Origin of the sequence: Curtobacterium sp. ER1/6, assembly GCF_001742745.1 — a bacterium.
GTDB lineage: Bacteria > Actinomycetota > Actinomycetes > Actinomycetales > Microbacteriaceae > Curtobacterium > Curtobacterium citri.
In genome coordinates this window covers 730619-745911 of sequence record NZ_MJAK01000001.1, presented here as the reverse complement: position 1 = coordinate 745911, position 15293 = coordinate 730619, and the positions used below count along the sequence as shown (strand labels likewise).

General features: G+C 70.9%; 14 protein-coding genes. 13 read left to right on the top strand and 1 reads right to left on the bottom strand.

Translation table 11 applies throughout. From position 1 onward, the window contains the following. The first annotated feature begins 3 nt into the window (after nucleotides 1–3). The 10 genes from Cus16_RS03425 to Cus16_RS03380 all read left to right on the top strand — a co-directional run bounded on the left by Cus16_RS03425 (nucleotide 4) and on the right by Cus16_RS03380 (nucleotide 11244). Complete coding sequence (locus Cus16_RS03425) at nucleotides 4–723, top strand: YggS family pyridoxal phosphate-dependent enzyme (RefSeq protein ID WP_069711160.1); 720 nt, start codon at nucleotides 4–6, stop codon at nucleotides 721–723. Between the two features lie 42 nt (nucleotides 724–765). Then, a complete protein-coding gene (locus Cus16_RS03420; RefSeq protein WP_069711159.1) occupies nucleotides 766–1335 on the top strand; it encodes a cell division protein SepF in 570 nt (189 codons plus the stop codon). A gap of 74 nt (nucleotides 1336–1409) precedes the next feature. Further along, nucleotides 1410–1706 (top strand): YggT family protein, encoded by a 297-nt coding sequence (locus Cus16_RS03415; RefSeq protein ID WP_220456212.1) that lies wholly within the window; start codon nucleotides 1410–1412, stop codon nucleotides 1704–1706. Between the two features lie 183 nt (nucleotides 1707–1889). Next, the gene (locus tag Cus16_RS03410; protein ID WP_069711157.1) at nucleotides 1890–2609 is read left to right on the top strand and encodes a DivIVA domain-containing protein; all 720 of its coding nucleotides are present in this window, start codon (nucleotides 1890–1892) and stop codon (nucleotides 2607–2609) included. A gap of 2 nt (nucleotides 2610–2611) precedes the next feature. Beyond that, nucleotides 2612–3298 (top strand): signal peptidase II, encoded by a 687-nt coding sequence (gene lspA, locus Cus16_RS03405; protein ID WP_223246500.1) that lies wholly within the window; start codon nucleotides 2612–2614, stop codon nucleotides 3296–3298. Continuing rightward, complete coding sequence (locus Cus16_RS03400; protein ID WP_069711155.1) at nucleotides 3295–4224, top strand: RluA family pseudouridine synthase; 930 nt, start codon at nucleotides 3295–3297, stop codon at nucleotides 4222–4224. Before lspA ends, Cus16_RS03400 begins: the two co-directional genes overlap by 4 nt. Before the next feature lie 426 nt (nucleotides 4225–4650). Beyond that, the gene (dnaE, locus tag Cus16_RS03395) at nucleotides 4651–8184 is read left to right on the top strand and encodes a DNA polymerase III subunit alpha (protein ID WP_083263649.1); all 3534 of its coding nucleotides are present in this window, start codon (nucleotides 4651–4653) and stop codon (nucleotides 8182–8184) included. Nucleotides 8185–8265: 81 nt separating this feature from the next. Further along, complete coding sequence (gene hisD / locus Cus16_RS03390; RefSeq protein ID WP_069711154.1) at nucleotides 8266–9579, top strand: histidinol dehydrogenase; 1314 nt, start codon at nucleotides 8266–8268, stop codon at nucleotides 9577–9579. Between the two features lie 94 nt (nucleotides 9580–9673). Then, nucleotides 9674–10162: a transcriptional regulator NrdR gene (gene nrdR / locus Cus16_RS03385; protein ID WP_069711153.1), complete on the top strand. Its 489-nt coding sequence runs from the start codon at nucleotides 9674–9676 to the stop codon at nucleotides 10160–10162. Further along, complete coding sequence (locus Cus16_RS03380) at nucleotides 10159–11244, top strand: quinone-dependent dihydroorotate dehydrogenase (protein ID WP_069711152.1); 1086 nt, start codon at nucleotides 10159–10161, stop codon at nucleotides 11242–11244. The genes nrdR and Cus16_RS03380 overlap by 4 nt, the downstream gene beginning before the upstream one ends. Before the next feature lie 220 nt (nucleotides 11245–11464). Here Cus16_RS03380 and Cus16_RS03375 read toward each other — a convergent pair whose 3' ends face one another. Continuing rightward, nucleotides 11465–12040, bottom strand: coding sequence for a DUF3043 domain-containing protein (locus tag Cus16_RS03375; RefSeq protein ID WP_069711151.1), 576 nt, complete (start codon nucleotides 12038–12040; stop codon nucleotides 11465–11467). 51 nt (nucleotides 12041–12091) lie between these two features. On the opposite strand from Cus16_RS03375, the gene Cus16_RS03370 reads away from it, so the two are divergent. The 3 genes from Cus16_RS03370 (at nucleotide 12092) to coxB (ending at nucleotide 15284) form a co-directional block, all read left to right on the top strand. Continuing rightward, nucleotides 12092–13555, top strand: coding sequence for a dipeptidase (locus Cus16_RS03370; protein WP_069711150.1), 1464 nt, complete (start codon nucleotides 12092–12094; stop codon nucleotides 13553–13555). Between the two features lie 159 nt (nucleotides 13556–13714). Beyond that, the gene (locus Cus16_RS03365) at nucleotides 13715–14089 is read left to right on the top strand and encodes a HesB/IscA family protein (RefSeq protein ID WP_069711149.1); all 375 of its coding nucleotides are present in this window, start codon (nucleotides 13715–13717) and stop codon (nucleotides 14087–14089) included. Between the two features lie 292 nt (nucleotides 14090–14381). Then, nucleotides 14382–15284 carry a cytochrome c oxidase subunit II gene (gene coxB, locus Cus16_RS03360; RefSeq protein WP_069711148.1) on the top strand — a complete coding sequence of 301 codons (903 nt, stop codon included), beginning with the start codon at nucleotides 14382–14384 and terminating at the stop codon, nucleotides 15282–15284. Nucleotides 15285–15293: the final 9 nt, after the last annotated feature.

The following is a 15293-nucleotide window of genomic DNA, read 5'->3' as shown; positions in this document are numbered from 1 at the left end:
CCCGTGGCTGCCGAGACGCGCCTCCAGACCGCCGACCGTGACGGACTGGAGGCGCGTCTCGCGTCCGTCCGGTCCGCGATCGCCGACGCGGCCCGCGCCGCGGGGCGCTCGGCCGACGAGCTGACGCTCGTCGTCGTCACCAAGTACCACCCGGCCTCCCTCGTCCGCGAGCTCGCCGCGCTCGGCGTCACCGACGTGGGGGAGAACCGGCACCAGGAGGCCCAGGCGAAGGCCGCCGAGCTGGCCGACCTCGACCTCACCTGGCACTTCGTCGGACAGCTGCAGTCGAAGAAGGCACGCCAGGCGCGGCGGTACGCCGACGTCGTGCAGTCGCTCGACCGCGACTCGGTCGTCGACGCCTTCGCGCCGACGGACGCCGAGCCGGACCCGCGTGTGATCGACGGCTTCGTCCAGGTCAACCTCACCGACGACCCCGGCCGCGGCGGTGTCCAGCCGGAGGACGTCGAGGCGATGGCAGAACGAGTCCTGGCGGCCGGCACGGTCCGCCTGCGCGGGGTGATGGCCGTCGCACCGCTCGACGAGGAGCCCCGACGTGCCTTCGCCCGGCTCCGCGCGATCTCCGAGCGTGTCGTGTCCCTCGCGCCCGGCGCCACCGACGTCTCGGCCGGCATGAGCGGCGACTTCGCGGAGGCGATCGCCGAGGGCGCGACACACCTCCGCATCGGCACGGCAATCACGGGAAACCGGCCGGTCGCGCCCTAGCCTCGTCCCAGGGCATCCACGAGCACGAACTCCGGAGGAACCATGGCCAACCCGCTCAAGAAGACGATGGTCTACCTCGGCCTCGCCGACGAGGAACTGTACGAGGACGAGCAGCAGCAGGCGGCTCCGGCGCAGACGCGCCAGCCCGCCCCCGCCCCGGCTCCCGTCGCCACGGCGGCCGCGACCCCGGCGCCGGAGGCACCGGCCGCCGCCGCACCCGCTGCGGCACCCGCCGAGCCCAAGACGCACACCCACCAGCGCGGCGCCCAGGTCACCCCGCTCCGCCGCTCGCACACGACCGCACAGAAGGCGACCCCGGTCCAGGAAATGAACGAGATCCTCACCGTCCACCCGCGCGAGTACAAGGACGCCCAGTCCATCGCCGAGAGCTTCCGCGACGGCATCCCCGTCATCATCAACCTCTCGCAGATGACCGAGTCGGACGCGCGTCGCATGATCGACTTCGCATCGGGCCTGTCGCTCGGGCTGTTCGGCAAGATCGAGCGCGTCACGAACAAGGTCTTCCTGCTCTCGCCCGCCCACGTCGCGGTGAGCGGTGAGCCGGCTGAGGTAGAGTCCGACATCGAGGCGTCCTTCTTCGCCCAGTCCTGAGCCGTCCCCGCGGTTCAGCCCGCCCCGTGCGGCCGTCCTGACGACGGACGCACCCGAGCCGAGCGAGCCCCATCGTGTCACTGGTCTTCGGGATCCTCTCCTTCGCCCTCCTCCTCTACTTCTTCGTGATGTGGGGCCGGTTCGCGTTCGACATCGTGCAGGCCTACAGCCGGTCGTGGCGTCCCCGTGGCGCCCTGCTGGTCGTCGCCGACGTGGTCTACACCCTGACCGACCCGCCGATCCGGTTCGTCCGGCGGCTCCTCCCGCCGCTGCGGCTCGGGCCGGTGGCGCTCGACTTCGGGTGGACCATCGTCATGCTCGTGGTGATCATCCTCCGGGTGATCGTCGGGGGCCTCGCACGCGGTTTCTGACCGCGTTCCGCCGCGACACGCGCCACGCCCAGGCGAAGGTCACGGTTCCGATCCGGCTCCGGTGTACGGTGGTCGGGATCGATGTCCGCCCCGGCGGACGTCCGCACCGCTCGACGTGACTGGTAGGTTCGGTCGCGACGCAAGTGGTTCCACACGTTCAGCAGTTCTATCGAGGTGACGGCAATGGCTTTGACGCCGGAAGACGTAGTCAACAAGCGGTTCCAGCCGACGAAGTTCCGGGAAGGCTACGACCAGGACGAGGTCGACGACTTCCTGGACGAGGTCGTCGTCGAACTCCGTCGCCTGACGGCCGAGAACGACGAGCTCCGGCAGCGCCTGCAGGCCGCCGAGTCGGCGCCGAAGCCGGCCGCGGTCGAGCAGCCCGCCGACGCGCAGACCACCGCGGAGCACGACGAGCAGCCCGCTCCGACGCCCGAGCCCGAGCCGGCCCCCGTCGCCGCCGCTCCGGAGCCCGCGCCGGTCGCGGCCGCCGCTCCCGCCCCGTCGACGGTCCCCGCCGACGAGGACACCGAGGGCACCACGAACCTCCTCACGCTCGCCCGTCGTCTCCACGAGGAGCACGTCCGCGAGGGCATCGAGAAGCGCGACGCGCTCATCGCCGAGGGCACCGCGCAGGCCGCCCGTCTCGTGAACGAGGCCGAGGCCAAGCAGCGCCAGATCATCGCCGACACCGAGAACACGAACCGTCAGCGTGTCGCGGTGCTCGAGCAGGAGCAGCGCCAGCTCGAGGGCAAGATCGACGAGCTCCGCACGTTCGAGCGTGACTACCGTGCGCAGCTCAAGAGCTACATCCAGGGGCAGCTCGACGAGCTGGGTGGTTCGGGCTCCGAGCAGTCCGGTCTCACCCCCGCGCCGGCGTCGGCGCAGGGCTTCGGCAACTGACGTTGTCCCGACCAGCACCACGAGCGAAGGTCAGTGTCCGCGCGATCGCGGCACTGGCCTTCGCCGCTGTCGTCGTGGTGGCACTCGACCAGGGCGTCAAGGCGCTCGTGGTCGCGAACCTGCCCTACGGCCAGGTGGTGCCCGTCCTCGGTGACGCACTCCAGCTCCTGTACGTCCGGAACCCGGGGGCCGCGTTCTCGTTCGCGGTGAACATGACCTGGGTGTTCTCGATCGTCTCGACGGCGGTCGTCGTCGCCATCGTGGTCTACGCCCGGCGTATCCGCTCGATGTGGTGGGCGATCGTGCTCGGCATGCTGCTCGGCGGCGCGCTCGGCAACCTGCTCGACCGGCTCTTCCGCGAGCCGGGGTTCGGCCGGGGCCACGTGGTCGACTTCATCTCGACACCGTGGATGATGCCGGCGATCTACAACATCGCGGACTCGTTCATCTGCGTCAGCATGGTGGTCTTCGTGCTCCTCGTGGTCCTCGGGGTCAACCTCGACGGCACCCGGGCGCTCTCCGCGAAGCAGCAGCGCGCGGCCGACGCCGCGGCGGCACGGACCGACGAGGACGCGACCACCCCGTCGACGCGCACCGACGTCGCCGGCGCGGGCCGTGCCTCCCGTCCGGAACCGGACCCGCGTGCGCCGCGCGACGGTCGCGACGTCCTCGGGCACGACGCGACGTGAGCGAGCACCGTTCCCTCCCGGTGCCGGACGGGCTCGCGGGCGAGCGCGTCGACGCCGCCATCGCGAAGCTCCTCGGGTTCTCGCGGTCGTTCGCGGCCGACGTCGTCGCGGCCGGCGGGGTCCGGGTCGACGGCGTCGAGGTCGGCAAGTCCGACCGCCTGCACGCCGACTCGTGGCTCGAGGTCGAGTGGGCTCCGAAGGAACCGCCCCGCATCGTGCCGGCCGCGGTGCCGGGCATGACGATCGTGCACGACGACGACGACATCGTCGTGGTCGACAAGCCCGTCGGCGTCGCCGCGCACCCGTCACCCGGGTGGGACGGGCCGACGGTTCCGGGAGGCCTGGCCGCCGCGGGCTTCACCATCGCCACCTCCGGCGCCGCCGAACGCGCGGGCATCGTGCACCGGCTCGACGTCGGGACCTCCGGTCTGATGGTCGTCGCCAAGACCGAGCTCGCCTACACACACCTGAAGCGGGCGTTCAAGGAGCGCACCGTCGAGAAGGTGTACCACGCGCTCGCGCAGGGACACCCCGACCCGACCTCGGGGACGATCGACGCGCCCATCGGCCGGCACCCGTCGAGCGACTGGAAGTTCGCGGTGACGGCCGACGGCAAGCCGAGCGTGACGCACTACGCGACGCTCGAGGCCTTCCGGGCGGCCACCCTGCTCGAGGTGCACCTGGAGACGGGGCGCACGCACCAGATCCGCGTGCACATGGCGGCGACGCGCCACCCCCTCGTCGGGGACACCACCTACGGGGCGGACCCGGTGCTCGCGGCCGAGCTCGGGCTCACGCGGCAGTGGCTCGACGCGGTGCGGCTCGGGTTCGAGCACCCGCGATCGGGCGAGTGGGTGGAGTTCCAGGCGGACTACCCGGACGACCTGCAGCAGGCGCTCGAGCGCATCCGCGCCGCGTCGGCGTAGGGGTCGCAGGCGGGGCGGCTGGTCGTTTCGCGGCTCGCCGAGCGGGCCCGATCTGCAACGCTCGGTACCTCCGCCCGACGATCCGCGCCCGCTCGGCGATCACCGCGCGGCGTGTCCTGCACGCTCGTCCGGCGCCGAGTCAGCCCAGCCCAGCGCACGTCCGGACGGGAGGCGCGTCGCGGCGCCGCCACGCGCCTCCCGTCCGTCACCGGGTCGCGTCTGTCGCCGTCCCCCGAGCGGGCAGCATCTGTCACGCTCGGCGGCACCAGCCGACGCGTTCCGCCCGCCCGACGGGACGGCTGCGGCGTGTCCTGCCCGCTCGCGGGCGCGGGCGGCCGGCCGACCCGGCGGACACGCCGGGGAGGTCGGTGCCGGCGGTTAGAGTTGTCCCGCCCCGCAGCAGTCCCCGTCGAAACCGGAGGTCCCGTGTCGGAATCCGACTCCTTCGTCCACCTGCACGTGCACAGTGAGTACTCGATGCTCGACGGTGCGGCGCGGTTGAGCGACCTCGTCGCCGAGACCGCCGCGCAGGGCATGCCCGCCGTCGCGGTCACCGACCACGGCAACATGTTCGGGGCGTTCGAGTTCTGGAAGGCCGCGAAGGCCGGCGGCGTGAAGCCGATCATCGGCACCGAGGCGTACATCACGCCCCGCACGCACCGCTCGGACAAGACGCGCGTGCGCTGGGGCGACGGCGGCGGCGACGACGTCTCGGGGTCCGGCGCGTACACCCACATGACGATGTTCGCCGAGAACACGACGGGCATGCACAACCTGTTCCGGCTGTCGAGCCGCGCGTCGATCGAGGGGTACTACTTCAAGCCCCGCATGGACATCGAGCTCCTCGACCAGTACCACGAGGGCATCATCGCGACGACGGGCTGCCCGTCCGGCGAGATCCAGACGCGCCTGCGCCTCGGACAGTACGACGAGGCGCTCAAGGCCGCCGCCGACTACCGCGACATCTTCGGCAAGGACAACTACTTCGCCGAGATCATGGACCACGGCCTCGAGATCGAACGCCGTGTCATCGAGGACGTCGTGCGCATCTCGAAGGACCTCGGCATCCCGCTCGTCGGCACGAACGACCTGCACTACACGCACTCGCACGACGCGAAGTCGCACGCGGCGCTGCTCTGCGTGCAGTCCGGCTCGACGCTGAACGACCCGAACCGGTTCAAGTTCGACGCCGACGAGTTCTACCTCAAGACCCCGCAGCAGATGCGGCACGTCTTCCGCGACCACCCCGAGGCGTGCGACAACACGCTGCTCATCGCGGAGCGGTGCGACGTCGAGTTCGACACCGCCGCCAACTACATGCCGAAGTTCCCCGTCCCCGCGGGCGAGACCGAGCATTCCTGGTTCGAGAAGGAGGTGGCGAAGGGGCTCGAGTACCGGTACCCGGGCGGCATCTCGAAGGAGGTCCAGGACCGCGCCGACTACGAGGTCGGGATCATCAACCAGATGGGCTTCCCGGGCTACTTCCTGGTGGTCGCGGACTTCATCAACTGGTCGAAGAACAACGGCATCCGGGTCGGTCCGGGCCGTGGTTCCGGCGCCGGCTCGATGGTGGCGTACGCGATGCGCATCACCGACCTCGACCCGATCCGGCACGGCCTCATCTTCGAGCGGTTCCTCAACCCGGACCGCGTCTCGATGCCCGACTTCGACGTCGACTTCGACGACCGGCGCCGCGGTGAGGCGATCAGGTACGTCACCGAGAAGTACGGGTCGGAGCGCGTCGCGCAGATCGTCACGTACGGCACCATCAAGGCCAAGCAGGCGCTGAAGGACTCGTCTCGCGTGCTCGGCTTCCCGTTCGGCATGGGCGAGAAGCTCACGAAGGCGATGCCGCCGCCCGTGATGGGCAAGGACATCCCGCTGACCGGGATCTTCGACAAGGACCACCCCCGGTACAAGGAGGCGGTCGACGTCCGGACGGTCGTCGAGACCGACCCGGAGGCGAAGACCGTCTTCGACACCGCCCTCGGACTCGAGGGCCTGAAGCGTCAGTGGGGCGTCCACGCCGCCGGCGTCATCATGTCGAGCGAGCCGCTCATCGACATCATCCCGGTGATGAAGCGTGAGCAGGACGGTCAGATCGTCACGCAGTTCGACTACCCGGCTGCGGAGTCGCTCGGCCTGATCAAGATGGACTTCCTGGGGCTCCGGAACCTCACGATCATCAGTGACGCCCTCGACAACATCAAGACGAACCGGGGGATCGACCTCGACCTCGAGACCATGGGGCTCGAGGACGAGGCGGCCTACCAGCTGCTGCAGCGCGGTGACACCCTCGGGGTGTTCCAGCTCGACGGCGGTCCGATGCGCGGGCTGCTCCGGCTCATGAAGCCGGACAACTTCGAGGACATCTCCGCGCTCATCGCCCTGTACCGTCCGGGGCCGATGGGTGCGAACTCGCACACGAACTACGCGCTCCGCAAGAACGGCGAGCAGCCGATCACCCCGATCCACCCGGAGCTCGAGGAACCGCTCCAGGACATCATCGGCACGACCTACGGCCTGATCATCTACCAGGAGCAGGTCATGGCCATCGCGCAGAAGGTCGCCGGGTTCTCCCTCGGCCAGGCGGACATCCTCCGTCGCGCGATGGGCAAGAAGAAGAAGTCCGAGCTGGACAAGCAGTACGCCGGCTTCGAGAAGGGCATGCAGGACAACGGCTACTCGGCCGCTGCCATCAAGACGCTGTGGGACATCCTGCTGCCGTTCTCCGACTACGCGTTCAACAAGGCGCACTCGGCGGCGTACGGCGTGGTGTCGTTCTGGACGGCGTACCTCAAGGCGCACTACCCGGCCGAGTACATGGCGGCACTGCTCACGAGCGTCGGCGACGCGCGCGACAAGCTCGCGCTGTACCTCAACGAGTGCCGCCGCATGGGGATCCGGGTCATGCCGCCGGACGTCAACGAGTCGATCGGCTTCTTCGCCGCCGTCGGCGACGACATCCGCTTCGGCATGGGTGCGATCCGCAACGTCGGCTTCAACGTCGTCGACGACATCGTGCAGGCGCGGACGGAGAAGGGCGCGTTCGAGTCCTTCCACGACTTCCTCCGGAAGATCCCGATCTCGTCCGCGAACAAGCGGACCGTCGAGTCGCTCATCAAGGCGGGCGCCTTCGACGAGTTCGGCGACTCGCGTCGCGCACTCGTGGAGATCCACGAGGGGGCGGTCGAGAGCGCGGTCAAGGTGAAGCGTGACGAAGCCCACGGCAACGTCGGCTTCGACTTCGACTCGCTGTTCGCCGAGGTCGCCGAGGAGCAGCCCGCGGCGGCCCCGGTGTCGCAGGTGCCCGAGCGTCCCGAGTGGGCCAAGCGCGACAAGCTCGCGTTCGAGCGCGACATGCTCGGGCTCTACGTGTCCGACCACCCGCTGGCGGGGCTCGAGATCGAGCTCGCGAAGCACCAGTCGATCACCATCGCGGACGTCATCGCGGCCGACGACGGCATCGAGGGCGAGACCGTCACGGTCGCCGGGCTGCTGACGAGCGTGCAGCACCGCGTCGCGAAGTCGAGCGGCAACCCGTACGGGATCGTCCAGATCGAGGACTTCGGCGGCGAGATCGGCGTCATGTTCCTCGGCAAGACGTACCAGGAGTTCGGTCCGTCGCTCGTCGCCGACTCGATCGTGGTGCTCCGCGGTCGCGTCAACGTGCGCGACGACGGCAAGGCCCTGCACGCCGTGAGCATGTTCCAGCCGAACGTCGGCGACGCGATGGGCTCCGGCCCGCTCACGCTGTCCGTGCCCGAGCGGCAGGCGACGACCGAGATCGTCACCGAGCTCGCAGCGGTGCTCGGCCGGCACACGGGGGAGACCGAGGTGCGGCTCCGGCTGCTCAAGGACTCCGTCGCGCGCACCTTCGAGCTGCCGTTCCCGGTGAACCTGACGCCGGACCTGTTCGGCGAGCTGAAGAGCCTGCTCGGCCCGCGCTGCCTGGTGTGACGCGGTCGAACGGGCACGGTCGAACGGGCACGGTCGAGCAGGCTCGGCGAGCAGGAAGGCGTCGGTAGGCTTGGCGGTCTGATGATGCAGCGAATCGACCTCCGCGGCGGACTGCCCGCCCGTGCCGACCTCCTCCGCCTCATGCCGCGCGCCGTCGGCGACGTCTCGCACGCCGTCGACGCGGCGCGCGAGTTCGTGGACGCGGTCCGACGCCACGGGGCGTCGGCACTGCGCGAGCAGGCCGAGCGGTTCGACGGGGGAGCGCCCGAGCACGTCCGCGTGCCCGCCGCCGAGATCGCCGCCGCCGTGGCCGGGCTCGCCCCGGCGCTCCGCGAGGCTCTCGACGAGGCCATCCGCCGCGTCCGTGCGGCGAGTGCCGCACAGGTGCCCGCCGGCTCCGTCACCACGCTCGCGGACGGCGCCGAGGTGCACCAGCGTTGGCAGCCCATGCGCCGCGTCGGCCTGTACGTGCCCGGCGGCAAGGCCGTCTACCCGTCGAGCGTCGTCATGAACGTCGTGCCCGCGCAGGTCGCCGGGGTCGGCTCGATCGCCCTCGTGTCGCCGCCGCAGCGTGCGCACGGCGGGCGGGTGCACCCGACGATCCTCGCCGCAGCGGGGCTCCTCGGCATCGACGAGGTGTACGCGATGGGCGGTGCCGGCGCGGTCGGAGCCCTGGCGTACGGCGTCGCCGAGATCGGCCTCGAACCGGTCGACCTCGTGACCGGGCCGGGCAACAACTTCGTCGCCGCCGCGAAGCGCCTGGTGCGCGGCGTGGTCGGCATCGACTCCGAGGCCGGGGCGACGGAGATCCTCGTGATCGCCGACGGCTCCGCGGACCCGGGCTACGTGGCCGCCGACCTGGTCAGCCAGGCGGAGCACGACGAGCAGGCCGGCAGCGTGCTGGTGACGACGTCGGCGACGTTCGCCGACGCGGTGGAGGCGGCCATCCCGGAACGGGTGGCGGCGCTGGGGACGGCTGCGCGCCTCCAGACCGCACTCGACGGTCCGCAGTCGGCCGTCGTGCTGGTGGACTCGCTCGCAGACGCCGCGACCGTGAGCAACGCCTACGGACCGGAACACCTGGAGATCCAGACCGCGGACGACGACGCCGTGCTGGCCGACATCGACGCGGCGGGTGCCGTGTTCGTCGGGCCGAGCACGCCCGTGAGCCTGGGGGACTACCTCGCCGGGTCGAACCACGTGCTGCCGACCGGCGGCCAGGCGCGGTTCGGCTCCGGCCTGTCCGCGTCGACGTTCCTGCGGCCGCAGCAGGTCATCCGCTACACCGCAGCGGCGCTGGCCGAGGTCGCTCCGCACATCGTCGCGCTGTCGACCGAGGAGCAGCTGCCCGGCCACGGCGCGGCCGTCACGGAGCGGACCGGTCGAGCGGACTGAACGGGCTGCGACCGAGTGGATCGATCGGGCCTGATCGTCCACGGGCTCGGCGCCGCGGCCCTGGTGCGGCCGAGCCGATAGCCTGGGCAGCGACATGTTCTGCCCCTTCTGCCGCCACCCGGACTCCCGCGTCGTCGACTCCCGCACGAGCGACGACGGCACCTCGATCCGTCGACGCCGCCAGTGCCCGAACTGCGGACGCCGGTTCTCGACGACCGAGACCGCCTCGCTCAACGTCGTGAAGCGCAACGGCGTGACCGAGCCGTTCAGCCGCGACAAGATCGTCTCCGGAGTCCGCAAGGCGTGCCAGGGCCGCCCCGTGACCGACGGGGACCTGGCCGTCCTCGCGCAGCGCGTCGAGGAGACCGTCCGGGCGTCGGGGTCGAGCCAGATCGACGCGAACGACATCGGTCTCGCGATCCTCGCACCGCTCCGCGAACTCGACGAGGTCGCGTTCCTCCGCTTCGCGAGCGTGTACCAGGCGTTCGACACGCTCGAGGACTTCGAGGAGGCGATCGGGCAGCTCCGGCTCGACCACCACGCGGCGACGCAGACCGGCGGCGGAGCGGGCAGCAGCGCATGAGCGGTCTCGCCGAGCAGGCCGTGCGCAACGGCTACGCCGTGGTCTTCCGGTCGGTGTTCGCGAACATGGACCCGGAGCGGGCGCACCACATCGCGTTCGCGGTGATCCGGGCGCTGCCGGCCGTGCCGTTCCTGAGCGGCGTCGTCGAGCGGTACTCGCGGCCCTCCGCCGCCGACGGCGTCACGACGATGGGGATCCACTTCCCCTCGCGCTTCGGGCTGGCGGCCGGGTTCGACAAGGACGCGCGGGGGATCGCCGGGCTCGGGCTGCTCGGGTTCGGGCACGTCGAGGTCGGCACGATCACCGCGAAGCCGCAGCCGGGCAACGAGAAGCCGCGGCTCTTCCGGCTCATCGCCGACCGGGCACTCGTCAACCGGATGGGCTTCAACAACCACGGTGCCGCGCGCGCGGCTCGACGGCTCGAGCGGGCGCGCCGCAACCCCGGACGTCCGGTCATCGGGGTCAACATCGGCAAGAGCCGCGTGGTGGCGGTCGAGGACGCCGTCGACGACTACCTCGAGTCGACGCGGCTGCTCGCCCCGTTCGCCGACTACCTCGCCGTCAACGTCAGCTCGCCGAACACCCCGGGGCTGCGCGGTCTGCAGGAGCTCGACCAGCTCCGACCGCTGCTCTCCGCCGTCCGCGACGCCGCCGGGAACACCCCGGTGCTCGTCAAGATCGCGCCGGACCTGACCGACGAGCAGATCGACGCCATCGCCGGACTCGCGGTCGACCTCGGTCTCGCTGGCGTCATCGCGAACAACACGACGATCGCCCGGACGGGCCTCGTCACGCCGGCCGCCGAGGTGGAGGCGATGGGGGCGGGTGGCCTCTCCGGGGCACCGGTCGCCGCCCGGTCGCTCGAGGTCCTGCGCCGGGTGCGCGCCGCGGTGCCGTCCGACTTCTGCGTGATCGCGGTCGGTGGTGTGACGAGCGAGCAGGACGTACAGGACCGCATCGACGCGGGGGCGACCCTCGTGCAGGGCTACACGGCGTTCCTCTACGAGGGGCCGACGTGGGCGACGCGCATCAACCGGCTGCGGCGCCGACGCCTGCGGCGCGAGGAGCGCGCGGGGCGCTGACCGCCCGCGGGGCCGCGTGATCGAGCGGGCAGGACGTGCCGCTCGCGTTCGACGAGTGGCTGGATCCCGTCGCCGCCGGAGCCCGACCCTGACGGATCCTGCACGCTCGGAGCCAGCTGCCGGGACCCCGGGTGCGATCGGCATCTCGCCCGAGAGCCCGGGAGCCCGGGAACGACGGAGCGCCGCCCAGCTCAGCCGGACGGCGCTCGACGGGACCGCGCTAGAGCGTCGGGTACTGCCCGCGACGCACCTGCGGCTTAGGCAGGCGCAGGAAGCGCAGCTGCCACGCCCGCGTCAGGATGTAGAGGAACGTCCCGCGCTGCATCTCACCGAAGCGTGCGGTGAGCTTCTTGCGGAGCGACAGCCAGAGGACGATGCAGTCGAGCACGAACAGCGCCACGAACGCCCACACGAGCAGGAGCGAGTACGACGCCAGCGCGGTCCGCGCGGCGGCGAACCCGACGACGAGGAACAGCACGAGGACGGGCATCATGACCTCGCCGACGTTCCAGCGGGCGTCGATCCAGTCGCGCACGAACCTCCGCTGCTCGCCGCGGTCCTTCGCGGGGAGGTAGCGCTCCTCGCCGTTCGCCATGCCGACGCGGGCCTTCTCGCGCTCGGAGTTGAGACGCGCCCGCGCCGCCTTCTTGTCCTCCGGGCTGTTCCCGACGAGGGGACGACGGTTGGCGGCCTCGCGCTCGCGACGGGACGGCGTCGGGCGACCCTTGCCGGACCCGAGGAGTTCTTCCTCCGGCGGGTTGACGGTCGTGTTGGTCTTGGGGGCTGCCTTCGCCACGGTGCGTTCCTGACTGCGGTTGCGTGCTGGATCTCCTCTAGATTACGGGACATGACCGACACCGACCAGCACAGCTCCGCGACCGACCCCGCACTCCTCGACGCCCTGCGCGAACACGTGCACGGGGCCCTGCCGACCACCGTCGCGGACCTCTCCGCGCTGGTCCGGCTGCCGTCGGTGTCGTGGTCGGCGTTCGACCCGGCGAACGTCCGGGCGAGCGCCGAGGCCGTCGCGGACCTCGCCCGCTCCACCGGGGTCTTCGCCGACGACGCGGTCCGGATCGTCCGTTCCGCGGTCGAGGGGGAGACCCCGACCGGTGCCGACGGGACGGTCGACGAGCACGCCGGGGTCGAGCTCGGCCAGCCCGCCGTCCTCGCGGTCCGGCCGGCCCGCAACGGTCGGCCCACGGTGATGCTCTACGCGCACCACGACGTGCAGCCGCAGGGCGACGACGCCCTCTGGGAGACGCCGCCGTTCGAACCGACGCTGCGCGGCGACCGCCTGTACGGCCGGGGTGCCTCGGACGACAAGGCCGGCGTCATGACGCACGTCGCGTCGCTCCGCGCACTGCACGCGCAGTTCGGCGACGACCTCGACCTCGGTGTGGTGCTCTTCGTGGAGGGCGAGGAGGAGTTCGGGTCGCGCTCGTTCCGCACCTTCCTCCGCGAGCAGAAGGAGCACCTGTCCGCGGACGTCATCGTCGTGGCGGACAGCGACAACTGGTCGGTGGACGTGCCCTCGATCACGGTGTCGCTCCGCGGCAACGTCACCTTCCGGCTGACCCTCACCACGCTCGAGCACGCGAGCCACAGCGGCATGTTCGGCGGCGCGGCCCCCGACGCGATGATCCCGATGGCGCGCCTGCTCGCCTCGCTCCACGACGACGACGGCGCGGTCGCGGTCGAGGGTCTCACGTCGTACGAGGCGGACGTCCCGGAGCGCAGCGACGCCGAGCTCGCCACCGACGCCGCCCTCGTCGAGGGGGTCCGCCCCGTCGGGACCGGCCCGGTCCTCTCGCGCATGTGGTTCCAGCCGTCGATCACCGTCACCGGCATGGACGTTCCGAGCGTGGCGAACGCCTCGAACACGCTGCTGCCGACGGTCTCCGCCCGGGTGTCCGTCCGGATCGCGCCCGGCCAGGCGGCGACGGACGCGTACGCCGCGGTCGAGCGGCACCTCCGCGCCCACGTCCCCTTCGGCGCCCGGCTCGAGGTCACCGAGGTCGACACCGGCGACGGCTTCCTCGTCGACACCGCGGGCTGGGCCGTGCAGGAGGCCCGCACCGCCATGCACGAGGGCTGGGGCAACGCCGCGGTCGAGCAGGGCATCGGCGGGTCGATCCCGTTCGTGTCCGACCTGGCGGCGGAGTTCCCGGAGGCGCAGATCCTGGTGACCGGGGTCGAGGACCCCGACACCCGCGCGCACAGCCCGAACGAGTCGCAGCACCTCGGCGTGCTGCACCGTGCGATCACGTCCGAGACGATCCTGCTGGCGCGTCTCGCGACGCGCGCCTGAGGTACGCCCAGACGGACGGGAGGCCCGTGGCGACACCGCCACGGGCCTCCCGTCCGTCTCCCGGGACGGCCCGTGGACGGATGCGCCGCCCTGTCGGCTCCCGTGCTTACAATCGACCCCAGGCGCGGTGACCGACACCGCCCGGAGGGAGACGCGCGGATGAGCGACACCATCATCGACAACGCACCGGCGACGGACGCACGCGCACACGGCGTCGGGCTCAGCGACGCGGCGGCGGCGAAGGTGGCGAGCCTGCTCGAGCAGGAGGGCCGTGACGACCTCCGTCTGCGCCTGGCCGTCCAGCCCGGTGGCTGCTCGGGCCTGATCTACCAGCTCTACTTCGACGAGCGCCTGCTCGACGGCGACGCCACGGTCGAGTTCGGCAGCGGGGTCGAGGTCGTCGTCGACAAGATGAGCGTCCCGTACCTCGACGGTGCGACGGTCGACTTCGAGGACACGATCCAGAAGCAGGGCTTCACCATCGACAACCCCAACGCGCAGGGCAGCTGCGCCTGCGGCGACAGCTTCCACTGAGGCTCCGGCGGACCACTGTCCGCCGACCGAACCGACACGCGAGCGGGGAGCGACCGATCTGGTCGCTCCCCGCTCGTCGTCCGTGACGGCGTCCACGTGCGGCAGGACCGGGGGAAAACCGCCCCGGGAGCTGCCGTTCCGGGGCTCGGAGCGTGTCGGTCGTGCGCGAGCTGTCGTCGGCTGCGAGTAAGCTAGGAGTGTTCCAACCAAGCTGGGAGCGAGCAATGCGTGGCCTCCGTGCTGACAGCACCTCCACCACCGGCTCCCGTGCCATGTACTCCGAGAGGTAACAGTGCGTTCGAATCGCCGTATACGTTGGGCGGCCGTCCCGGTGGCCGTCGGTCTGGTCATCGCACTGGCCGGCTGCACGCAGCAGCAGATGAACGGGTGGCTCCCGGGCACCGAGGAGACCAAGGACGTCACGAACCACACGAGCCGCATCGTCGGCCTGTGGACGACGAGCTGGATCGTGCTCCTCGCCGTCGGTCTCATCGTGTGGGGCCTGATCATCTGGGCCGCGATCGTCTACCGCCGTCGCAAGGGCCAGACCGGCCTGCCGGTGCAGATGCGCTACAACATGCCGCTCGAGATCTTCTACACGATCGTGCCGCTCATCCTGGTGCTCGGCTTCTTCGCCTTCACCGCGAAGGACCAGTCGGCGATCGAGAAGCCGTTCGACGACCCCGACGCGACGATCCACGTGTACGGCAAGCGCTGGGCGTGGGACTTCAACTACATCGACAAGGACAACCCGCAGGACAGCGTCTACTACCAGGGCATCCAGGCCCAGGAAGAGGAGAACGGGTCCGGCGCGATCGACGAGTCGCAGCTGCCGACGCTCTACCTGCCGGTCGGCAAGAAGGTCGAGATCGAGCTCTCCTCGCGCGACGTCGACCACTCCTTCTGGGTCATCGACTTCCTCTACAAGAAGGACATGCTCCCGGGCAAGACCAACTACGAGTACTTCATCCCGCAGAAGGAGGGCACGTACCAGGGCAAGTGTGCCGAGCTCTGCGGTGAGTACCACTCCCTGATGCTCTTCCAGGTCAAGGTCGTGTCCGACTCCGAGTACCAGCAGTACCTCGACACCCTGCGCGAGCAGGGCAAGGTCGGTCTGCTCGGCAACGAGTACGACACCAACACGAACGAACCGAACAACCAGGCGCCGGTCGAGGCGTCGAGCGAGAACAAGTAGGGGCTCGTC